The 21,993-nt window shown below is 33.7% G+C and carries 17 protein-coding genes; 7 read left to right on the top strand and 10 right to left on the bottom strand.

Annotated features, from left to right (window positions below; all coding sequences use genetic code 11):
• Positions 1 to 32: 32 nt before the first annotated feature.
• Positions 33 to 3,977 (bottom strand): DUF11 domain-containing protein, encoded by a 3,945-nt coding sequence (locus ASJ80_RS15540; RefSeq protein ID WP_069583808.1) that lies wholly within the window; start codon positions 3,975 to 3,977, stop codon positions 33 to 35.
• Positions 3,978 to 4,710: 733 nt separating this feature from the next.
• On the opposite strand from ASJ80_RS15540, the gene ASJ80_RS15535 reads away from it, so the two are divergent.
• The 5 genes from ASJ80_RS15535 to ASJ80_RS15515 all read left to right on the top strand — a co-directional run bounded on the left by ASJ80_RS15535 (position 4,711) and on the right by ASJ80_RS15515 (position 9,862).
• Positions 4,711 to 5,505: a V4R domain-containing protein gene (locus ASJ80_RS15535; protein WP_069583807.1), complete on the top strand. Its 795-nt coding sequence runs from the start codon at positions 4,711 to 4,713 to the stop codon at positions 5,503 to 5,505.
• An 854-nt stretch (positions 5,506 to 6,359) separates the two neighbouring features.
• On the top strand, positions 6,360 to 6,968 hold the full coding sequence (locus ASJ80_RS15530; protein WP_069583806.1) for a PepSY domain-containing protein: 609 nt from the start codon (positions 6,360 to 6,362) through the stop codon (positions 6,966 to 6,968).
• A gap of 146 nt (positions 6,969 to 7,114) precedes the next feature.
• Positions 7,115 to 8,194, top strand: a complete 1,080-nt coding sequence (locus tag ASJ80_RS15525) for a M28 family metallopeptidase (protein ID WP_069583805.1) — start codon at positions 7,115 to 7,117, stop codon at positions 8,192 to 8,194.
• Positions 8,195 to 8,344: 150 nt separating this feature from the next.
• Positions 8,345 to 8,929: a hypothetical protein gene (locus tag ASJ80_RS15520; protein ID WP_069583804.1), complete on the top strand. Its 585-nt coding sequence runs from the start codon at positions 8,345 to 8,347 to the stop codon at positions 8,927 to 8,929.
• 345 nt (positions 8,930 to 9,274) lie between these two features.
• Positions 9,275 to 9,862 carry a hypothetical protein gene (locus ASJ80_RS15515; RefSeq protein WP_069583803.1) on the top strand — a complete coding sequence of 196 codons (588 nt, stop codon included), beginning with the start codon at positions 9,275 to 9,277 and terminating at the stop codon, positions 9,860 to 9,862.
• 73 nt (positions 9,863 to 9,935) lie between these two features.
• Here the strand turns inward: ASJ80_RS15515 and ASJ80_RS15510 are convergent, their stop codons facing one another.
• The 3 genes from ASJ80_RS15510 to purE are packed head-to-tail and all read right to left on the bottom strand — an operon-like array spanning position 9,936 to position 12,422.
• The gene (locus tag ASJ80_RS15510; RefSeq protein WP_069583802.1) at positions 9,936 to 11,222 is read right to left on the bottom strand and encodes a UbiD family decarboxylase; all 1,287 of its coding nucleotides are present in this window, start codon (positions 11,220 to 11,222) and stop codon (positions 9,936 to 9,938) included.
• Between the two features lie 18 nt (positions 11,223 to 11,240).
• Positions 11,241 to 11,372: a hypothetical protein gene (locus tag ASJ80_RS17765; protein ID WP_255360689.1), complete on the bottom strand. Its 132-nt coding sequence runs from the start codon at positions 11,370 to 11,372 to the stop codon at positions 11,241 to 11,243.
• Between the two features lie 36 nt (positions 11,373 to 11,408).
• A complete protein-coding gene (purE, locus tag ASJ80_RS15505) occupies positions 11,409 to 12,422 on the bottom strand; it encodes a 5-(carboxyamino)imidazole ribonucleotide mutase (protein WP_069583801.1) in 1,014 nt (337 codons plus the stop codon).
• Between the two features lie 254 nt (positions 12,423 to 12,676).
• On the opposite strand from purE, the gene ASJ80_RS15500 reads away from it, so the two are divergent.
• A complete protein-coding gene (locus ASJ80_RS15500; protein ID WP_069583800.1) occupies positions 12,677 to 14,392 on the top strand; it encodes a glycosyltransferase in 1,716 nt (571 codons plus the stop codon).
• Between the two features lie 28 nt (positions 14,393 to 14,420).
• Here the strand turns inward: ASJ80_RS15500 and mmp11 are convergent, their stop codons facing one another.
• The 6 genes from mmp11 to ASJ80_RS17215 form a co-directional block, all read right to left on the bottom strand.
• Complete coding sequence (mmp11, locus tag ASJ80_RS15495) at positions 14,421 to 15,353, bottom strand: methanogenesis marker protein 11 (protein ID WP_069583799.1); 933 nt, start codon at positions 15,351 to 15,353, stop codon at positions 14,421 to 14,423.
• Between the two features lie 368 nt (positions 15,354 to 15,721).
• On the bottom strand, positions 15,722 to 16,132 hold the full coding sequence (gene ribH, locus ASJ80_RS15490) for a 6,7-dimethyl-8-ribityllumazine synthase (RefSeq protein WP_048081547.1): 411 nt from the start codon (positions 16,130 to 16,132) through the stop codon (positions 15,722 to 15,724).
• A gap of 203 nt (positions 16,133 to 16,335) precedes the next feature.
• Positions 16,336 to 17,544, bottom strand: coding sequence for an aminotransferase class V-fold PLP-dependent enzyme (locus tag ASJ80_RS15485; protein ID WP_069583798.1), 1,209 nt, complete (start codon positions 17,542 to 17,544; stop codon positions 16,336 to 16,338).
• Between the two features lie 55 nt (positions 17,545 to 17,599).
• The gene (locus tag ASJ80_RS15480) at positions 17,600 to 18,589 is read right to left on the bottom strand and encodes an isocitrate/isopropylmalate family dehydrogenase (RefSeq protein WP_069583797.1); all 990 of its coding nucleotides are present in this window, start codon (positions 18,587 to 18,589) and stop codon (positions 17,600 to 17,602) included.
• A 294-nt stretch (positions 18,590 to 18,883) separates the two neighbouring features.
• A complete protein-coding gene (locus ASJ80_RS17220) occupies positions 18,884 to 19,048 on the bottom strand; it encodes a hypothetical protein (protein ID WP_176720248.1) in 165 nt (54 codons plus the stop codon).
• Between the two features lie 23 nt (positions 19,049 to 19,071).
• Positions 19,072 to 19,245 (bottom strand): hypothetical protein, encoded by a 174-nt coding sequence (locus tag ASJ80_RS17215; protein WP_176720247.1) that lies wholly within the window; start codon positions 19,243 to 19,245, stop codon positions 19,072 to 19,074.
• A gap of 314 nt (positions 19,246 to 19,559) precedes the next feature.
• On the opposite strand from ASJ80_RS17215, the gene ASJ80_RS15475 reads away from it, so the two are divergent.
• Positions 19,560 to 21,929, top strand: a complete 2,370-nt coding sequence (locus ASJ80_RS15475; protein WP_069583796.1) for an OB-fold nucleic acid binding domain-containing protein — start codon at positions 19,560 to 19,562, stop codon at positions 21,927 to 21,929.
• Positions 21,930 to 21,993 lie beyond the last annotated feature (64 nt).

The following is a 21,993-nucleotide window of genomic DNA, read 5'->3' as shown; positions in this document are numbered from 1 at the left end:
TGCTTTGATTTTCGAGCCAAAAAATTTTATTTTTATTTCATTTTAGGTCTTATTCCAGCAAAAACCATTAATGCAGCCAGTAACATTCCCGCAATGGGAAATCCTGTTTTTTGCATCGGAATAGTTTTTGATGGCGTATTTGTACCAGTATCTGTGCCTGTATCTGATGAACCATTTGCACCTACATCCAATATGGTATCTGCATTGTCATTGTCACTGTTGGGATCAAAGAATTCACTTAGATCTTCTGGAGGGTCAGTTATGTATGCTTTAGCTGTCAATACTATGTTTGAGACCATAGCTTGTGCTACTATATGTAATGTCTGACTGGTGTTAACAGCCATAGGACCTACAGACCATAATCCAGTTGTTGAGTTGTATGTAGCGTTATATGTACCATCAGCTGAGATAAATTTGAGCCCATTAGGTAATGTAACGTATACTTTAACGTTTGGCGCAGCATTAGGTCCATAATTGCTTGCTGTCAAAGTAAAAGTCACATACTCCATATATTTTGGATGTGGTTTGTTAACTGTCATAGTTATACCAAGGTCAGAAGCTGGACCTGTGGTTACAGTTGTATTACCCTGGTTGTTGGTTGAATTCTGATCATAGTTTGTTCCGGTTACAATTGCGACATTGGTTAATGCAGTGTTTGCAACAATACCCTGTGCCACTATCTTTAAGACAGCAGTTGCACCATTAGCTAAATTACCAACAGCCCATACACCAGTTGTAGCATTATATGTACCGTTACCACTAGCAGACAAGAATTTAAGTCCTGTAGGTAACTTATCAGTTACAGTAACACCAGTAGCAGCATCAGGTCCATTGTTTCGTGCTGTTAATGTGAAAGTTACTTGTCCTAAATAGTTAATTTTGCTGGCGCTTGCTGTTTTAGTGATGCTAAGATCAGAAGCTGGACCCACAACTACAGTTGTATTACCCTGATTGTTAGTACTGTTCTGATCGTAGTTGGTTTCATTTATAACAGCTATGTTGGTAGTCTTACCATTAGAAATAGTAACTTGTGCTATAATTTTTAATATGGCATCAGCACCGTTAGTTAAATTGCCAATAGTCCATACGCCACTTGTAGCATTATATGTACCATTACCACTAGCTGAAACAAATTTAAGTCCAGCTGGTAACTTGTCAGTTACAGTAACACCAGTAGCGTTATCTGGACCGTTGTTATGTGCTGTTAATGTAAAGGTTACATTTTGTAGATATTTTGGGTTTGCATTGCTTACTGTTTTAGTTATACTTAAATCTGAAGCAGGATTCACATTTACAGTTACATTAGCCTGGTTGTTAGTAGTGTTTAAATCACTTTCGTTTGCACCAGTGTTCGGGTTTATAACAGCTGTGTTTGTTAATTTAGTGTTTGATGTAATAGCCTGTGCTACTATTTTTAAGGCAGCAGTTGCACCATTAGCTAAATTACCAATAGTCCATACACCAGTTGCAGCGTTATATGTGCCGTTACCACTAGCAGACAAGAATTTAAGTCCTGTAGGTAACTTATCAGTTACAGTAACACCGGTTGCATCATTAGGCCCGCTGTTATGTGCTGTTAATGTAAAGGTTACATTCTGCAGGTAGTTAACTGTAGTTTTGTCAGCTGTTTTGGTTATACTTAGGTCAGTGACCGGATCCAAAATTGTAGTTACATTAACATTGTTGTTTGTATCATTTGTATCGAGTTCATATCCAAATATAGATGCTGCAGTAGTTACTGTAGTTCTTGAACCAGTAGCCTGTGCTACTAAGTGTAGTGTAGCAGTTGCACCACTTGCTAAATTTCCAATAGTCCATGTCCCTGTTGTTGAATTATATGCACCGTCGGCAGATACAAATTTAAGTCCTGCAGGCAGTGTGGTCATTACAGTTACTCCTGTTGCATTGTTTGGTCCGTTGTTACGTGCAGTTATAGTAAATGTAGTTTTATCTAAACAGTTACAACGTGGAGCTGATGCAGTTATAGTTACAGCAGGGTCTGTAGCAGGCCCTACATCAACTGATACACTTGCATTGTCATTACTAGAATTTGGATCATAGAATTCGGTAGTGTTAGTAGGATCTGGATCAGTTATATTAGCAGTATCAGTTACTGTAGCATTAGAAATCATAGCTTGCGCCACTATATGTAATATAGCTGATGCACCGTTAGCTAAAGGGCCAACTGCCCATAATCCTGAGGTAGAATTAAATTTACCGTTAGAGTCATCTGACACATAATTAAATCCTTTAGGTAATGTATTGTACACTTTAACGTTTGCTGCATCGTTAGGTCCATAATTACTTGCTGTTAAAGTGAAAGTAACATAATCTAAATATTTTGGATTTGCATTGTTCACGGTTATTTTAATACCCAGGTCAGAAGCAGGCCCCACGTTTATAGTTACATTAGCCTGATTGTTACTGGAATTTGTATCGGTCTGATTTCCACCTATAACTGCAGTATTTGTTAGTTGAGTGTTTGCAGCGATAGCCTGTGCCACTATATGCAATATAGCAGTTGCACCACTTGCTAAATTTCCAACAGTCCATACACCAGTTGCAGCATCGTAGTTACCATCTGCTGAGACAAATTTAAGTCCAGTAGGCAATTTGTCAGTTACTGCAACGTTTGTTGCAGTGGCAGGCCCGTTGTTATGTGCTGTTAATGTAAATGTAACATTTTGCTGGTATTGTGGTGTTGCATCATCTACGGTTTTGGTTAGGCTTAAGTCAGCTTTTGCATCAGCAACAAACTGTGCTGCAGCGTCAGCGTGGCCAATTGTCAGTTTTACACCGCCTAAAAGCAGTCCAAGAAGCTCTACATTTATAGCATCTCCAGATACGCTAGCAGATGTTCCATCTGCAGCTATATTTATTACAGGATTACCTATAGATATGTTAAGTACTCCCGGAAGTTCAACAGAAAGTTTTGCTGTTAATTCACTTAGAATACTCTTACCGTTAAGCAGTATATCCGCTACTGACCATTTGAAATTAGCGCTAGCTCCACCAGGTTGTCCATTTGCAGTTGCTGTTGCAGTTACCTGTAACGCTTTAATCTGCAATACCCCTCCTAAAAGGGTTATATCTGCTACCCCATTTCCGGATGTACTTGTTACTGCGGTAACATTTGCATTTGGTGTTACACTAGTACTTGAATTTATTATACTTAAATTCAGAACTGGAAGCAAGTTAAGCAGATTCAGATCAACTGATGCTACACTACTTCCTCCATTTGCTGCTGGAGGATGAGTGCTTGAATTAGCAGTAGCATTTAAAAGACCTATTTTAAGTCCTAAAGCTTGCAGTAGAGTTGGTAAATTCGATGGAAGGATACCTTTAATTACAGTACCCTGATCTCCGGTTGAATTCACATCTAAAAGACCAGATAACAAACTGCCGTTAAGAAGTTTGATCTCCAAAGGTGTGTCCACACTACTTGCATAAGGCGAAACTGTACTGTTCACCCAAGAACTTGATTTTCCGGCGTAAAGATCCAATAAAACTTGTGGAAGTACGCCTACATTTAATACATAACTTGAAGCATTACCACTGTATGCAGGTAATTTATATAGTGTAAAATTTGCAGTGCCATGTAGAGTATTTGGATCAGTTGCGTTAGGACTTACATTCACTTTTTGAGTGTAAGAAATATAACCTAACTTACTTGCAGTAACTTTGAATGTTTTATCAGAACTGGTAAAGTTCAACGCATATGTACCATTTGTTCCTGTTGTTGTTTCCGCTAAAAGATTACCGCCAGTAGTTTCAGCTCTAATTGAAACTCCAGTTAATCCTGAATTTGATGGACTTTCTATAACTTTACCTGAAATTATAGAATTTGTAACGTTATCTGTACCACTGACATTAAGTGTTACGTTACCGGTGGTTGCTGCAGAAGCTGTACTACAAAGTATTAATGCAAGGAATAATACTGCAAACAAAAATACTCCATGTTTTTTACTATATTTCACCTAATTTCACCTCCTCTCATAATTCATTTAGTTTATTTCATATGTTCACCCATTAATTAATAGACTATAATATCACCTCTAAATGATTTGTAGGTGATTATAGCGCCATTAATCGCTATTATAGGTGAAATTAATTTATTAATTGTTGTTTCTAATAAAATATTCATGGAAATTAACTCCTGACTTTTAAAACTTGGTATAGTCCAAATATAAGATAGTCTAAATTAATATAATTTCTTATTATGTTCTTACCGGCCGTTTTGTTCTTTCCACTATAAAAAGGTTTCTACATGTTTGAATAATTCCATATATACCAAACATTATGGGCTGTTCAATCTAATTGAAACTAATAGAACTTTCTAAAAATAAAAAACAATTTTTATTATATAATTTAAAAATATGAAGTTTAATATTACTTTGTAATAAAAATTTATAATATAATAGATATTTTATTAAAATCTAAATTATATAAAGCCCATTAAATAGTATAAATAGTTTATTACACTCATTAAAATTATAGATATATAATTTAAAAGTATGATTTTATATTAAATTATAGAATAACCTCTATCCACAATTCATTATATAATAAATGCTAATAATTCGTTTTAATACAAATAAACGATATTATAATATGTTATTAATCAATAAGTTAACAAAATTGTTCTAATCAATAAAAACAATTAGTATATGTCCCTAAATAATATATACCAGAGTTATACTATTCAATTATATGGCAAAAACATCTGATTATGTACAATTATATATGACTCCAGAGGGACCCAAAATAATTGAGTCTGCCACTAAAACTAAAATATTATCACTCCTTGAAGAAAAAGATCTTTATTTTGACGAAATTCTTGCCAAAACTGGCAAATCCAAACCTACTCTCTCAAATCATCTAAAAGTACTGGAAGACAGGGGCTTAATTGGATCAAAAAGCGATCCTTACGATAAACGAAAAAAATTATTTTATATTAAAGCAAGGCAGTATGTTGAATTATCTACAGATATAAAGCTAAATATTGATTTAAAAAATTATTTTAAGAATTGTTTTACTCAACTTGACAATCCAGTTGATTTCTATGCATTATCCCTTCGAAGTATTAGATTTTTTTTAAGTAATAACGGCATTGACATAGATCCATTACTAGTTAATATAGGAAATTTTATGGGCGAAGCAATGTATGAGCAAGTTCAATCCCCTAAGACTGAAAGATTAGTTGAGAATATGGCTATCTTTCTCAATAAATTCGAAGCAGGACATATCCAATTAATAAGTAAAAATCCCTTAACTATTCGCATTGATGATAATTTCGAATGCAAAGACATGGTTAATACAGGAATCCCCAATTGCGCAATTGCTAAAGGGTCCTTCGAGTCCATTTTCTCCATTCATTTCCAATCTGAAGTTTCAGTTGAGGAAATTAAATGTGTTGCTAAAGGAGATAAATACTGCTCCTTTGTTATAAAAAAGTTAGATAAAAAGATAAACTTACCTGTTAAAGGATCAATAGAATTTATTTAACATATCTAATTTTATGTGTCAATCAAGTTAACACGTTGCATCGTTAGGTCCATAACTATGCGCTGTTAAATCATGATGGTTAAGATTGGATTTTAATCCAATCTTAATTCCTTTAATTTAAACTATTATTTTTTTATACTTCTCAAGATTTAGCAGTGCTGAAAACCATATACTGCTTACAATTTGGTGAAAAACTAAACTATCTTAAAAAAGCCAATACTTGTGATAACCTGGTAAAAATGTAATATAAACAACGGATATCTTTAAAATCATTTTAAATGCATATTAAACATTTTTAAACATAATATAACACAAATATAGAAATTATATGTATAAAATGCACTTTTAGAATCTTAAATAACGTTTTTTTAACACATACATATATTATATCCTCTTAAAATTTCATATTAAGTCTTAAAGCCTTTTATAAATGTCAATTTTCGCAATAGGACTTTTATATCTAAAATAAACATCTAACAAAAGGTTTATTAATAAGTTAATTTAATAATAAATTAAAAAATAATAGGAGGTTGAAGAAGATCTCATTTAAGATTTTCTGAACTTTCGAAAATCGAAGCCTGCAAATCCCTAAAAAATCTACGATTTTTTGGGCCGGCAAAAACTACGTTTTTGTGGCCGAGGAAATTGCATTTCCTCCGGCAAAGAAAAATGTTGTCAAAATTTTCAATTTTGACGCCGCGAAAATCAAAGATTTTTCGCATGCTATGCATTTTTCTCCAGCTCCAGATTTGCAGTGTCAAAACTGAAAGTTTTGACAGCAGGAAAAAAATCTTCGATTTTTGAGGATTTTAAGGGCTCCTAAATTTTTTTGATAAAAAAATGGAGGTGATTAAATGGCAATTAAAAGCATCTTTAAACTAGTAATAATAACTATCTTAATAATAACAATCTTAAACTGCGCTTATGCAGATACAGGGCCAAGCATAGGGGAAAATCAGGCTAAAACAATAGCACAAAATTATTTAAATTCCCATAACTTGCCCTACACTGCAGTAACTCCTAACGGGAACATCTGGTATTATTATGTTAAAAATACCAAAACCGGAGAAAAAGAATGGATATCCATTAACACATTCATTCACGATGACCCCGAGTTTGGTGGACCTGGCATATACAAAAAAGTTTTCGATAATATGTACGGAGTATGGCTTGTACAAGTTAACAGCAGGGATGGGAAAAATACAGGAACTATCTACATTGATGGAGAAACTGGTAAAATTCTAAAAGTTACAGTGCCAAAAAAGGCCCAGACCAGAAATTTATCCAAAACAACCGAAAATACTGCACTAAAAAACACAACTAATGGGACCAATGCAACCAGTCAAACTTTCCCTGAATCAAACAGTAAATCCGCGTCCTCAGGCGTTAATACAGGAATATTTGGTATAATTGCTTTAATTATTGCAATAGGTGCTGGCTATTTCATGTATACCAGAATATGAGGTAAAACCTTACTCGAAATTCATAGATTTTTGGTACCTAAGAAACTCTCGAAATTCATAGAATTTCTGTAGGTTTTTCACAATCGAAGATTGTGATACCCCTAAATCTATGATTTCCAGGGATTTATTTTTTAGGAGCAAATGAAATGAATTTTAAAAAAATATTTATTCCAATCATAATCTTTGTATTTATTATATCTCTTTTATTGATAAATTCAAGTGTTAATGGTAAATCTTCGGATTTAGCATTAGTATCAGATGTAAAATACATTTCACAGGAAATAGGGCCTAGACCTGCAGGATCTGAAAATGAAAATAAAACTGCCCAGTATCTCAAATCAAAACTCAATAGTTATGGAGTTAAAACCGAAGTTCAATCATTTAAATATTATTCAATGTATTCAAAAGGTGTTAAAAGCTCTGAAAATGTTATAGGCACGATAAACGGGACATCTCCTAAACAGATCATAATATGTGCAGATTTAGATACAGTAAAAGATAAAAATACCGGTAATTACACAGAAGGGGCTAATGACGATGTAACGTCAATTGCAGTGCTAATAGGACTTGCAAAGGAATATCAACATGAAAAACCTTATTTTACCATTAAATTAATAGGTTTTGGAGCTGGCGAAGATCCATATACACTTCCAATTAATGCAAGTCCAAGAACCAGCCTAAATTCAGAAGAATACAACAAAATTATGTACATACCTTACTTAATAGGTGCAAGACATTACCTTCTTGAAAACCAGGATTCAATAAACAATACTGTTGCTGTTATAAGCTTAGAGGCTGTTGGCGAAGGTATTCCATGCTTTGTGAGTCAAGATTCGTTTGCTGAAAATAACCAATCATTCGTAAATTTTTTAGTTTTCAATGCCCGAATTAATGGTTTTAATGCTGAAAAAATTGATTTCATGACTTATGAAGAGCCCCAAGGTAGAGATGATCCCATCAGCCACATTTATTTGCCCTTTTCTTACGCAAATATCCCTTCAACGTTTTTAACATGTCTGGAAAATCCAAATGTCAATTCTTCAACCCACAATAATAGTGAAATGCCCGGCTATCTTACAGTGAACGATAATTATGAAAATCTGGTGAAAAATAATGGTGGGGAAGAAGGACTAGAAAAACAATTAGATACAATCTTAAGCCTCGTTAAAACAAGTATAAATAATATTGACAAATTTTATGCTGTAAAAAATATTTCAGTAACTTAGTGATGCATATTTACAAATTTCCATGCATTAATCTATTTAATCTTTATTTTTTTATAGATATTCCCATTTAAGTAAAAAAAATAGTGATTTAAAGACAATATTTATTATCACTTAAATCCAATAATAAACCCAAAGATAAATGGGGGTTCGATGGCATTGAAAAATATCTTTAAAATATTTTTAATAACTATTTTTGTAATAGGAATTTTAAATCTCGCCTATGCTGATTCTGGGCCTACTATTGGCGCCAATCAAGCTAAAACAATAGCTCAAAACTATTTAAATGCACATAATTTCCCTTACACTGCAGTAACTCCTGGCTGGGATGATTGGAAAACTAAAGTAAAAGATACAAAAACTGGTGAAGTAAAATGGATACCTCAAAGTGAAGCTAAAGGAGACAGCCCTGATTTTGGTGGACCTGGCAAATATGAATGGGTCACTGGTTATAACTCTTCATGGGTCGTGCAAGTCAATGACAAAAATGGAAAAAATGTTGGAAGAATCTATATAGATTCAGAAAATGGTAACGTTCTAAAAGCAATTTTAGATCCTGTATCCACAAGTAATAAAAACCAATCAACATCAAACAATGCAACTAACGCGAATAATCCAACCAATACAACCAACCAAGCTTCTCAAGGACAAACAAACAACACAGGGCTTATACTCGGCGTGATTATTCTACTTATTGTGGTAGGTGTCGGTTACTGGATGTATAATAGAAGAGGTTAAATCCTCATCTAAACTTTTTTTCACACGATTATCTAATTTTGATATGTTAATTTCAATTATACATAAAATTAAATCCTAAATCCCACTATTTAACGCTGCGAACATGAATACTGCTTAAAAACTCATTATACTCCCATATTCGATCAAAGTACTTCAAATGGTTAATAAATCTTTTTTTCAGATATATGGTCCCACTATCCTTTTAAAACAAATTTTAATAGCCATAAGCCTCATTAATTAGTTTTAATTAAGCATGCCAATGTAAATACAAATAATCATTTAATAGGAAACTTTATTAATAGAGTAAGTTAACACTAACTTAACAAATTCAAAGGGATGAATTCGATGACATTTAGAGATATTTTAAAAGTATTGTTAATAGTGATTTTTGTAACGGGAACTTTAAATTTCGTTTATGCTAATGGAGGACCTGTAGTTGGTCAAAATCAAGCCAGATCATCTGCTCAAAGCTATTTAAACTCCCACAATATACCTTACTCTGCCATTACTCCTAAGTGGGATGATTTAAAAGTTAAAGTAAACGATACCCAGATTGGAGAGGTTAAATGGATACCTGTAGCTGTAGCTGATGAAGATCAGTTTAATTCCAGCAGAAAAACTAGATATGAAATAGTTGATGCTTATCCTGTCTGGATGATACAGATCAATGATAAAAATGGTAAAAATGTTGGACAAATTCGTGTGGACTGCAATACTGGCGAAGTCCTGAAAGTAAATGTAGATCCAGTGTCCATAACTAGTCAAAAACAATCCAAACCAGCTAATTTTACCCATGCAGCCAATACTGGTGCATCGATTTCTCCAGAACCATCAAGCAGTAATATTGGATTTAATATCGGATTTATACTTGGCGCGATTATTCTGGTTATTGTGGTATGTACTGGTTATTGGGCATATAGTAAAAGAGGTTAAATCCTCATTTTTGACTTTTTTGAATTATAAAAAGTTCCTTAAAATAAAAGGAAAAAAATAATGTTTAATTAAATTATTCACTAAAACTAACCCTCTCAAATTTCTCCAACTTGTCCAAAGGCTTAGTTGCGTCCACTCCAATCTTAGTAGTAGTACCATCAGGCTTTGCACAAGGGTCAAGTGAAGAACCTCTAGCTCCAGGAACTATCATGATATCATCATCACCTTTAACACGTGTTGCAATAGCATATTCAAGATCTTCAGGGTTAAATATATCAACATCTTCATCTACTACAATAGCATGTTTTAAGGACGGATGAGCTGCAAGCGCTGCCATCAAAACATTTTTACCGTCGCCCTGAGTTTGTTTCTTTATAGAAACTGCCGCATGAAGCCAGCAGCAGCCCCCCTCAGTTAAAACAACATTTTGAACAGTTGGAACTGTGTTTAAAACAGCATTATAAATCCTTGGTTCTTGTGGAAGGCCCTGTAAAAGCCGGTGCTCAAATCCAGCGGGCATTATAGCATGATAGAAAGGATCTTTCTTGTAATGGATTTTATTAAGTTTTATAATTGGTTCATCCCTTATAACATCATAGGTGTCTGTTAAATCTACAAAGGGGCCTTCAGGTTCTCTTTCATGAGGTAAAATTTTACCTTCCATTATTATTTCCGCATCTGGCACGTCTAAATCAACAGATTCACACTTTATAAGCTTCAAATCCCCGTTATGGAAATTATTTGCAACTTCAAGCTCATCTGTTGTAATTGGAACAGAAGTGGTTGTTGCAAGAAGGGTTGCAGGATGCATACTTATTGCAATAGCAATATCAAGCGGTTTATCCATTTCTTCCGCTTTTTTATAGTAAGTATAAAGATTTCTTGGGACTATTCGTATTCCAAGCTTATCCTTTCCAGAAACAAGCATTCTATGAATTGAAGCATTTCTTACTCCAGTTTCCGGATCTTTTGCTATTACAACTCCAGCAGTCATATAAGCCCCGCCGTCTTTTTTGTAGTAAGTTGGTACTGGAATTTTACTTAAATCTGGTTCTTTTTGAGTATTGAAGTTTTTTTTGACATTTTCAACATTTTTAATAGGTATAGGGTTCTCTGTGGCTTCCATTATCCGTTTTGTAATTTCAGGTACTGTAACTGAAATTCCACGTGCAATCTTATCCCTAGTGTTGCAAATACCAGATATGATCTTCATATCATAGCCTTTAACATTTTCAAAGATCAATACATCCTTTGGATGTTCTCTTAAAACCTTCGCGACTTCATATTCAGCAGATACTTCCTTCTCAACCGTTATAACCTTAAAATCTTCTTCAAGAACCAGATTCAAAAATTCTCTCATAACTACCAACCCACAAATTTAATTACCAAAAATCGCTGCTGCAATCATTATAATTACAATAACTGCAATTCCTAACCATATTTGCTTTACAGAACAACTACAACTACTTGTTTGACAAGTATTAACGCGGCTCTCATCTTTTTCCTTCATTTTTATCCCTAAAGGGTTTTATCCACTAATTATAATTCACTCAATATTTCCTTTAAACCGTATTATATCAGTTTCAACACTTTTATTTGTGATTCCGAGCATTTCAGCAGCCAAAATAGCAGCGTTTCCTCCATTATCTATTCCTACTGTTGCAACAGGTACTCCTGGAGGCATGTTAACCATTGAAAGTAGCGCATCCATCCCTCCAAGTCTAATTGAACATGGGACCCCTATAACTGGTTTTTCTGTATAAGCTACAATAGCTCCAGTAACGTGTGCCGATAGTCCAGTTAGAGCTATAAAAAGCTTAGCATTTCTAACTTTCTTTAACTGGTCTTCAAACTTTTTAGAATGTCTTACAGGAGATATAACACTGAAATCATAGGATACATCCATTTTATCCAGAAAATTAGTGGTTTTCCTTGCAAATTTAATATCCGAATGACTTCCAGCAATTACCGCCACATCTAGATCATCATATGAATCTAATTCTTGCTCTCCAGCAGAATCATCTTTTTTAAATTCCTGAGCATCAAATGATGAAGGGGAATAATAATTACCATTAACCTTTTCAAGAAGTTTGCTTTCGTCTTTATTTACTTTTTCAAAGAAGGAACTCCTCATTGATGAAACTCTTTTTCTTACCTCTTCATCATGAATTCCAATTATCTGTGCAGCGAGTAGTGCCCCATTATCCCCACGATCTATTCCAACGGTAGCAACCGGTGCTCCAAATGGCATTTGAACTGAAGCGTAAAGAGAGTCGAGACCTGCTACTTTAACATCTACAGGCACTCCCACCACAGGTTTATGAGTATTTGCTGCCATTATCCCCGGTAAGTGGGCTGAAAGTCCGGCAATTCCCATAAATACTTCTATTCCATTTTTAGTAGATTCTGTTACAATTTTTTTAACTTTTTCGTGCGTTCTGTGTGCTGAAGCTACTTTAATATCATAAGGAATACATAACGTTTCCAATATATCTATAGCCTTTTTTGCTATAGAGAAATCAGATGAACTTCCCAGTAATATCATAACTCTTGGTTTCATTTTACACCTTCAATATATAATAACATTAATTTTTATAATGAAAATAAGAAATTTTCATATGTTTGCATAAACTGCGTTTTTGCAACCACGAAAATTGAAAATTTTCGCATGTTGAAAAATCTTCGATTTTCTACAATGAAAATAAGAAATTTTCATATGTAAGAAAGTAAATAGGTATTTCAGATATTTCAATATAACTCGCATTATTTATAAAATTTGATGTAATATCAACATTGGAAATTGAGGTGTACATCTTGTCATGGTTTATCCTACTTTTCGTCTTACTAGTGGCATCCGTCAAAAACAGAGGTTCAGAAACAAAAATGACAGTATCTATCGTAATTCCAGCTTATAATGAATCTAAAACTATAGAAAAAGTGATCAATGTCATAAATAGTTTAGATTGTATCAATGAAATAATCGTTGTTGATGACGGCTCTTCAGATGATACTGCAAGTGTTGCACAAAAAGCAGGGGCAACTGTTATACTCCATTCTAAAAACAAAGGGAAAGGCGCAGCTATAAAAACTGGTTTTGAAAATTCAACAGGAGACATTGTTGCGTTTATTGACGCCGATTTAAAAAATTTAACCGCAAGACAAGTGGAAAAAATCATCAGACCTATCTTGGATGGGAAAGCAGACTTAACTAAGACCAAATTTAAAAGGAAAGCAGGAAGAGTAACAGAACTAACCGCCAAACCGCTGCTAAACTTCTTTTTCCCAGAACTTAAGTATGATCAACCTTTAAGCGGGCAATTTGCAGCAAAAAGAAGTTTTTTAAGCAAAATCAAATTTGAAGAAGATTATGGAGTAGATATTGGAATTGTATTAGATGCTGATGTTAGAGGCATGAGGATAAAAGAAGTTGACATAGGTGAAATTGAACACGTCCATTCCTCCATTGAAGGCCTGAATAAAATGGCCAATGAAGTAGTAAGGACTATTGTAGACCGTGCAATGTCATATGGTCGATTTTCGATGATGGATGACCTGGGAAAAGATATAAGAATGGCTATTTTAGGACTTTCGCTTATAACTTTAGGGCTTTTCTCCATATTTTTCGTCAATAAAATTCCAATGGATGTAGGACTAGTAATTCTAGTATCCGGGCTAATAATTGCCATTTATTATGGTATACTTCTCGTAAAAAGAACAGCAAATATTCTTTCAAAATCCAGTGGGAGACTTCCTACGTTAAAATCATTATTTTATATGCACTTTCCAATTATTGTTTCTGGATTGATACTGTTAACCATGATATCCACATTTGTAGGATATATAAACATAGATGATGGAACAATATCCATACAGCCAGCTTCAGGTAATCTTGTGCTAATAAGTCCCAATGGTTTACAATTAGAGGTAAGAGGGCCTTATACCGTGAATTATGCTCTTGAAAATGAATACAGTATCTTTAGGGTTCCAGATAATGCCATGAACACGCTAGAATTGAATTATGGAGATTCCATATACATATTTAATAAAAAATATGTTTTACGTCCCACAATACAAGGAGAAGACAATATCTTGAGAATACCTTCTGCTGCAAGACAGGCTCTAGGTATAAACGTAGGAAAAGTGATACTTGATAATAACCTTAGAAATACATTTAATAATTTATATGTTGAAAAATCCTTACCCGTACAGGGAAATATTAGCAATTTATCCATTATTGAAGGAGCCATAATTAAATCAGACTCTCAAAATGGCAGAATAGTAAACATATATGTTGATAACCAGAAGGTTGCAACAACATCAGGTATTTTCAAAAACGGAGCTTACAGCATTTACATAAATAACATGAAGGATCGTACTATCTATGTAAATGATAACGATGCTAAAGATGGTACTACCCTTTACTGGGGCAATCATACCATAAAAATAGAAATTGAAGGGCAAACTAACTCTAATTTTGAATTTGCAGCATCAGATCGCGGCAAATTTTTAAATATATTCTTAAGTAAATGAGTTTAAAGACCCATTTACTTTTGAAAAATTAATAATAAACTTTTACAGCTTCTTCTATATCATTATAAAGCCCTAATGCTGCAAGAGCCCCTATTTTACCATGAGAACCTGTAACTTCAATAAGTTCTATTCCAAGTTCTTTTGCAGTTTTTTCAGCCTCTTTAAGGGACATCATGGACTGTTTAGTTGCCATTGAATATTCTCTAAGTTTTTCAGGAATTTTAATGCCGTCTAAAATTGCCATTGAAGTCTTTTGAGATAAGGTACTCCCTTTAAATAGTTCCCGTGCTTCTTCAATTAATTTATCTCGTTCACCAGGTTTAACAGCAAAAACAAGTGCTATAGCAACACAGTTTTGAGTTTTATTTGGATTATGGGGATATAATTGCACAATAACGTGATTTATATATTCAAAGCCCCTTTTACTTAATTCAGCTCCGACGTTATGGGCTAATGTCCATGTAGCTCCTTTTTCCTTAGTATCAGTATCATCAATTCCAATTACGACTTTTTGAAGTTTAGGAGTTACAACTGCAGCCCTTCCAACCTTTGAGCCGCCCCCAATGTCGTAAAGTTCAACTCTTTTAACTCCCTCTGCCATTCCCCTGCACATTGCAGATCCAACACCTGCTCCTGCCAGGCCAGCGTGAGTTACTTTAACTTCATCCCCTTCAACAGATACTTCTTCGATCCCTGCAGCAGAAAAACTTGCTTTAAGATTTAAATCTGTTTTTCCAACCTCTACAAGATATGTATGTTTGTTTCCATCTCTTTCTGCACTTTTTACCAGATCACTTGACCTTTCATATTGATAGACCATCCACTCTGAGCCTCCAATACATGGATGATATTCAACAATTTCCACCATATCATCGTCAACCATGGTTAAAATCTTTTTATATGGGGCTACCCATGGGTCTTTAAATCTCTCTTTTAAGTCGTCAGGGGTTACTATTTCCATTTAATAATCACCTAATATTGTAATTAATTAGTTCTGATTGGTTCATAGTTAAATTAATTATAAACAACAACTTACAGGAAAATTTGCTGATTCTTGTTGTTTCCTGCAAAATTGTTTAATAATCAATGTGTACTGTTTTGAATTTAATGCCATGCAATATATTAATTTTGGATTTTCAAATTGATCATGCGAATCATGCAACTTAAAGTGTTGTTATTTTAAATGATCATGTTGCTTTGAAAGCACGTTAACGCATTATATTGTATAAAATCATCCAAAAAGAGTATTTATGACCATATTGTAAAAAATGTTGCAAAATAATGATATTTAGATAAAATTCATTAAAATTATTAAAATAAAGAGAAAGATTATTTTAATCTTTCACACATTTTAACAGCTGCTTCGACAGCACGTTTTCCATATTCAACACGTTGATGAGCTTCTAAACGTGTCATACCTGGGCCTGAAATTCCTAAACCAACCGGCTTATTGTATTCAAGTGCTAAATCCGCAATTTTACGTGATGCGTGCTGTACAACTATCTCATCGTGGGAAGTTGCACCTTCTATAACTGCTCCAAGGGTTACAACCGCGTCAATATCATCGTTTTCTAGAAGTTTCTTAATTGCAAGCGGCATATCAAATACACCAGGTACGGTAATTATTTCTGTTATTTCAGAATCTAAAAATTTAGCATGTTCTTTAGCTAATTCTAACATCATATGAGTTATATCATAATTGAATTCAGCTACTACTGCTCCTAATCTGACTTTTACCATTATTTTTCCTCCATTTCAAGTATAATTAATCTCAAAATTTTGTGAAATAAATAAAAATTCATTTAAAATGAACTTATTTTATAATACATATAGTATTTAACTATTAATTTAATTATATTGCACTTAATACAGCAATTGCAACAACCCATACCACCATTATTACAATTATAAATATTGCTATGGCTCTTGTTCTATCCATATTATTAACCTCCTGCGAATTTAGAGATTTCTTCAACAGTTTCTGCTAATATATCAATCTCTTCTTTAGTATTATAATAATGAACCGATGCTCTAACAGTTCCACCAAGTTTATCCGCACCTATATGTTTAATTGCAGGAATTGCACAGTGGTAACCACTTCTTACACATATATCTTTAAGTTCATCCAGTATTTTAGCAACATCATGAGAATTGATGCCTTCTACATTGAAAGCGAGTATTCCATGAATATTATCCGGATTACCGTAGCATATTGTGTTATCTATGCTATTAATCTTATCAAACATGTATTTTGTGAGTTTTGCGCTGTGTTTTTCAATATTCTCAATTCCAACATTTTCCACATAATTTATAGCCGCTCCAAGACCAATGACACCAGCTATATTTTGAGTACCTCCCTCAAATCTACCTGGAGCAGATTCAAGCGTAAAATCGTCTTCTGTAACCTTTGATACTGTTCCACCGCCGAGATTAACTGGTTTTAATTTATCCATAACATCGCTTTTGGAATATAAAAATCCAGTTCCAACAGGGCCAAAAAGACCTTTATGTCCTGGAAATGAAACAAAATCTGCCTTTGTTTCTTTTACATCAAATTTTACATGTCCTGCAGATTGTGCAGCGTCAACAAGATATAAAACACCATTTTCTTCTGCTATATCTCCAATATCATAGATTGGCTGGCATGAACCAATTGAATTTGAGATATGGGTAGTCGTGATGAGCTTTGTAGTATCATCTACAGCTTTTTCAATATCCCCAATATCTATTACACCATATTTATCTGTTTTTATGACTTTAAGATTAACTCCTGCTTTTTTCAAATTGAGCCATGGCAAAAAATTAGAATGGTGTTCTATATTGGGAACAATTATTGAATCACCTTTCTTAAATTCCAGGCTGTTTGCTACAAGATTTATAGCTTCAGTGGTGTTTTTTGTAAATATAACTTCATTTCTATTACAGTTTATAAATTTTGCAATTCTTTCCCTTGTATTTTCAAATTTCATTGTTGCTTTAACTGCTGTTTTATAGGCACCCCTTCCTATATTAGCATTGAAATTATGAAAATAATCGCACATTGCATTTACTACAGGCTCTGGAGTTGGAGTAGTGCTTGCAGCGTCCAAATAGATTACTTCATTAAGTAAAGGAATATCTGATCTGATATCAATATTTTGAGTATCTTCCATGAAATACGCTCCTAATTAATTTTAAGTCTATTTGAACCCAGTATAAAGTTACAACTTATTTTTCCTCTATTTTTCTTCTAATTTCACTGGCCATTTCCATGGTAGATGCATTTCCACCAATATCCCCAGTTACAACTTTACCTTCACTTAAAACTTCAACCAGTGCATTTTCAACTGTACGGGCTGCACCATGTTCTTTAAGGTAATCAAGCATCATTACTGCAGATAATATCATTGCAGAAGGATTTGCAATATTTTTTCCAGCAATATCTGGCGCGGATCCGTGCACTGGTTCAAATAAACCACTATTTTCTCCAATATTAGCAGATGGTATTAAACCAAGACCACCAACAAGTCCCGCACCCTCATCTGAAAGTATATCCCCAAATAAGTTTGTAGTAACGATCACATTAAACATTTGAGGGTTTGTAATGAAAAACATTGCTGTTGCATCAACATAACGATCATCGGTTTCAATATCTTTATAATCTTCAGCAACTTTGTAAAAAATGTCTTTAAATAATCCATCTGTTTTTTTAAGTACGTTTGCCTTGTGAACTGCTGTAACTTTATTTCTGCAATTTTCGTCAGCATAATCAAATGCAAACTTGCAAATTCTTTCTACAGCATTTCTTGTGGTAACTCTTAAAGCAGTGGCTCCTTCTTCTGTTTCTTCTTCAAGCCCAATATATAGATCTTCTGTGTTTTCCCTAACAATTACAAAATCTAAATTGTCAAACAAAGCTTTAGTGCCAGGGTATGATTTAACAGGCCTTAAATTAACGTAAAGCTCAAGTTCCTGTCTTAATCTGACAATAACATCCGCTGCTGATTCTCCAGCAGCCCCAAACAGACATGCCTGCGATTCTTTTACTATATCAATTGTTTCTTCAGGTAAAGGAACTCCTGAGACTGCTTTGCATTCATCTCCTGCGTCTGCAAATGTGTAATCAAATTCAATTTCAAGTGCATCTAAAACATGTAATGTTGCTTCCATAACTTCTTTTCCGATACCGTCTCCAGGTATCACCGCTATTTTATACATTAAAACACCTTTATCCTTATTTATTTACTGTAAAATTATCTAAAATTTAAGTTTAAACTATTGTATCTATTTTAACATTAACCTTATTTTTATATTTTAATTATTATTTTTGCTTAATTTCGCCTATATATAAAACTGACATATTCAATGTATTTTCGCCTTCAAACTTACAAACATCGTAATTTGGACTGTAACCATCGTTTTTTCAGACTATATTGATTAGTACATCTTAAATAAGTTTGATCAAAGAATATTCATTTTTATGTTAAAATTGATTGTTTATAGAACTTTAGATTATAAGTTTCCTGTTGCAAAAATCACAGCTTGGCCTTTTGAACATATACCCATTGTAAACTTCAATAAATCCACATACATACAAATATAATAACCAATTTTAACTACAATTTCCCCCAGAACCACATAATCCATATCAATGAGCACTTGATGACATAAAATCATATAAAGCTCTAAAAATTAATAATTCATTGATATTTAACAAATTTATGTATTATAGGCCCATTCACCGCCGTATCAAGCGCGTATGCAAGTATTTGATGATCAAAAATGATCATAATTTTCTCAGGATCCCAGACTCTAGGAACCTTAATTTCATAAAAAAATTTGGCACATAAATTTTCAGTAATATTACAGGTCATTTAAACATCTATATTATACATGTGGGCATATAGATCCATATTATATTCATTAGAACATCTTTATACGGAAATGTGCTATTTTATAGTCCTAAATGTTTCCAAAATACATATAAATTCATATAATTAATCAAAATACTAAAATAAATATTTATTTAATGTTGAAGGCTGTAAAAAGCTTAATTAGACCGAAAAAAGTTGGCATTTTTAGCAGTTAAGCATATATATCGGGGTGTAAATAGTACTACATATATTATATGACATTAAATTAATTCTTCTAAAAATTTATACATGTAGATTTTAAGTGAGGGCTCAAGATGGAAAATGATGTAAAAAGCGAATATCAGCGAATCAGTGACAAAATCTCATATGACGATTTCCTAAAAAGAATAGAGGACATGAAAAAGGATTATGAAGATGTAAGTTTTATGGATGAGCTTGATATTGCAAGGATGATAGTAGGAGAATATATAGACGAAGAAAACGTTCCACTTGCAAAGGACAACGAACTGCGTAAAATATCCGAATTAGAGACAGGTTTGCATGATATAAGCATAACTGGTCGAATAATGAGAATCTCCAACGCTAAAGCATTTGTAACAAAGAAAGGAAAAGAAGGTAAAGTACAAAACATTATGTTAGCAGATGATACTGGGGAAATTAGAGTAGTACTCTGGACTGATAACATCAAACAACTTAAAAACTTTTCTGAAGGAGACATTGTCAAAATAAACAATGTAGAAATAAAAGATGGATACAGAAGTGAAGAGGCGCACTTACAAGGCAGATCAACCATCGAAAAAGTTGAGGGCGAAGAAGCGGATAATTTACCAGAATATGCTGAAAAAATAACAAAAATTGCCGACATTAAAGGCGAAATGCAGGTTAATGTAATTGCAAGAGTAGTTAGAATTTCAAGAATAAGAACCTACAACAGCAACGGCAGAGAAGGACAATTCATTACCCTGGATTTAAAGGATGATACAGGTTCAATATCCTTAACTTTATGGAATAAAGATGTTGAGATTATTAATGAAATAGAACTCAAAGAAGGAGATTCTATAAAAATATTAGGTGCCCAAAGCCGTGTTAGAAATGATGAAGTTAATTTAACTCATTCCTGGATTGGAAGGATAATAAAAGATAATTTCGATGTTCCGGAGTATAAAGAAGAAGTTATGAAGATCGGAGACGCCCATGAAATGAAAAATGTCACTTTAATGGGAGTTGTGAGCAAAATACAGGATGCTATCACTTTTCAACGTTCAGATGGAAGTGCTGGATCTGTAAAATCAATTGTAATTTCAGATGATACAGGTTCCATAAAAATAACTCTCTGGAATGATGATACCAAGCTCGACATCAACAAAGGAGATATCCTGAAAATCACAGGCGGAAATATTGAATTTGATGATTATTCAGAAACTGGTTACAGGGTGAACACTGGATGGAGCAGTAAAATAGTCATAAATCCAGAAGAAGACGCTGGTTTAAAAGAAGTTCTCGAGGAACACAAAAAAGAGCTTGAACCAATCAAAATTGAAGATTTACATAAACTTGAAGATGAAGGAGAAGAAGTGGATATCATTGGAAGAATGATGGATCTTTACGATGCCAATGAATTCCAAAGAGCAGATGGAACTACAGGACTTGTAAGATCTGTTAAAATCGCTGATGACACTGGAACAGTTCGAGCATCACTATGGGATGACAAAGCAAAGCTCAGGTTAAATAGAGGCGACCTTGTAAAGATAGAAAATGCAAAAACCAGGTTTAGAGATGACAGTGTGGAGCTTAGCATTGGAAAAACAGTTAGAATAATTAAAATAAGTGAGAATGATGCCCAGAGCCTTCCACCTATTGATGAGCTTGAAGGGGAAATGTATAAACCAATTAAAATTAGCGCTTTAGAGAACATAAAAAGTGAAAGAGACGAAGTTGGAATAATTGGACGTATAATTAATTTATATGATGTCAATGAGTTCCAAAGATCCAATGGAACTATGGGAATGGTCAGAACAGTAGAACTTGCTGATGATACTGGTTCTGTCAGAGCCTCATTTTGGGATGAAAAAGCTGAAATGGGGTTAAACAGAGGCGATGTAATTTGGATTAAAAATGCAAGACCAAGATTCAGAAATGATACTGTTGAACTCAGTGTTGGAAGAGCCACAATGGTAATCAAACCAAAAGATGAAGATATAGCTGCACTTCCTTCACTTGAAGAAATTGAAGAATCAATATATAAAACCAAGAAAATTGAAGAACTTACAGAAGATGATAAAAACATCAAGTTAAGTGGACAAATTATTGAAGCATATGGAGATAGGATACTCTATGAAATGTGTCCAAATTGTAATAAAAGAGTAGAATACGTCGATGATGCATTTGTATGTGATTTCTGCGGAGAGGAAATACAACAACCAAACTATCTCATGATAGTTCCATGTGTAATTGAAGATGACAGTGGAACGGTCAGAACAACATTCTTCAGGAAACAAGCTGAAGAATTAATTGGAATGACTACTGAGAAGGCAAATGAAGTGATTATGACGACTGCAGATGAAGGATCACTTGCAGGAAAAGTCGAAGACCTGATTGGCAGCGAGATTACTGTAATCGCAGATGCAAGCTTCGATGAATACAATGAGGAAATAAGGCTCATTGCAAAGAAGATAGTAAAATAGGAAATAAGTTCAAAAATAAATAAGGCAACAGGTGCAGTTTTAAAATATAGAACTTAGATTCCAA

The organism is Methanobacterium bryantii (genome assembly GCF_002287175.1).
GTDB classification, from domain to species: Archaea; Methanobacteriota; Methanobacteria; order Methanobacteriales; family Methanobacteriaceae; genus Methanobacterium_D; species Methanobacterium_D bryantii.
Note: the sequence above shows the minus strand (reverse complement) of the source record. Positions and strands in the feature narration are given on the sequence as shown.

What these genes read in the sequence shown, in the direction of transcription:
- ASJ80_RS15535 (WP_069583807.1), top strand. Translation starts at nt 4,711, where the DNA reads ATGGCAAAAACATCTGATTATGTACAATTATATATGACTCCAGAGGGA.
- ASJ80_RS15530 (WP_069583806.1), top strand. Translation starts at nt 6,360, where the DNA reads ATGGCAATTAAAAGCATCTTTAAACTAGTAATAATAACTATCTTAATA.
- ASJ80_RS15525 (WP_069583805.1), top strand. Translation starts at nt 7,115, where the DNA reads ATGAATTTTAAAAAAATATTTATTCCAATCATAATCTTTGTATTTATT.
- ASJ80_RS15520 (WP_069583804.1), top strand. Translation starts at nt 8,345, where the DNA reads ATGGCATTGAAAAATATCTTTAAAATATTTTTAATAACTATTTTTGTA.
- ASJ80_RS15515 (WP_069583803.1), top strand. Translation starts at nt 9,275, where the DNA reads ATGACATTTAGAGATATTTTAAAAGTATTGTTAATAGTGATTTTTGTA.
- ASJ80_RS15510 (WP_069583802.1), bottom strand. Translation starts at nt 11,222, where the DNA reads ATGAGAGAATTTTTGAATCTGGTTCTTGAAGAAGATTTTAAGGTTATA.
- ASJ80_RS17765 (WP_255360689.1), bottom strand. Translation starts at nt 11,372, where the DNA reads ATGAAGGAAAAAGATGAGAGCCGCGTTAATACTTGTCAAACAAGTAGT.
- purE (WP_069583801.1), bottom strand. Translation starts at nt 12,422, where the DNA reads ATGAAACCAAGAGTTATGATATTACTGGGAAGTTCATCTGATTTCTCT.
- mmp11 (WP_069583799.1), bottom strand. Translation starts at nt 15,353, where the DNA reads ATGGAAATAGTAACCCCTGACGACTTAAAAGAGAGATTTAAAGACCCA.
- ribH (WP_048081547.1), bottom strand. Translation starts at nt 16,132, where the DNA reads ATGGTAAAAGTCAGATTAGGAGCAGTAGTAGCTGAATTCAATTATGAT.
- ASJ80_RS15485 (WP_069583798.1), bottom strand. Translation starts at nt 17,544, where the DNA reads ATGGAAGATACTCAAAATATTGATATCAGATCAGATATTCCTTTACTT.
- ASJ80_RS15480 (WP_069583797.1), bottom strand. Translation starts at nt 18,589, where the DNA reads ATGTATAAAATAGCGGTGATACCTGGAGACGGTATCGGAAAAGAAGTT.
- ASJ80_RS17220 (WP_176720248.1), bottom strand. Translation starts at nt 19,048, where the DNA reads ATGATTTTATGTCATCAAGTGCTCATTGATATGGATTATGTGGTTCTG.
- ASJ80_RS17215 (WP_176720247.1), bottom strand. Translation starts at nt 19,245, where the DNA reads ATGACCTGTAATATTACTGAAAATTTATGTGCCAAATTTTTTTATGAA.
- ASJ80_RS15475 (WP_069583796.1), top strand. Translation starts at nt 19,560, where the DNA reads ATGGAAAATGATGTAAAAAGCGAATATCAGCGAATCAGTGACAAAATC.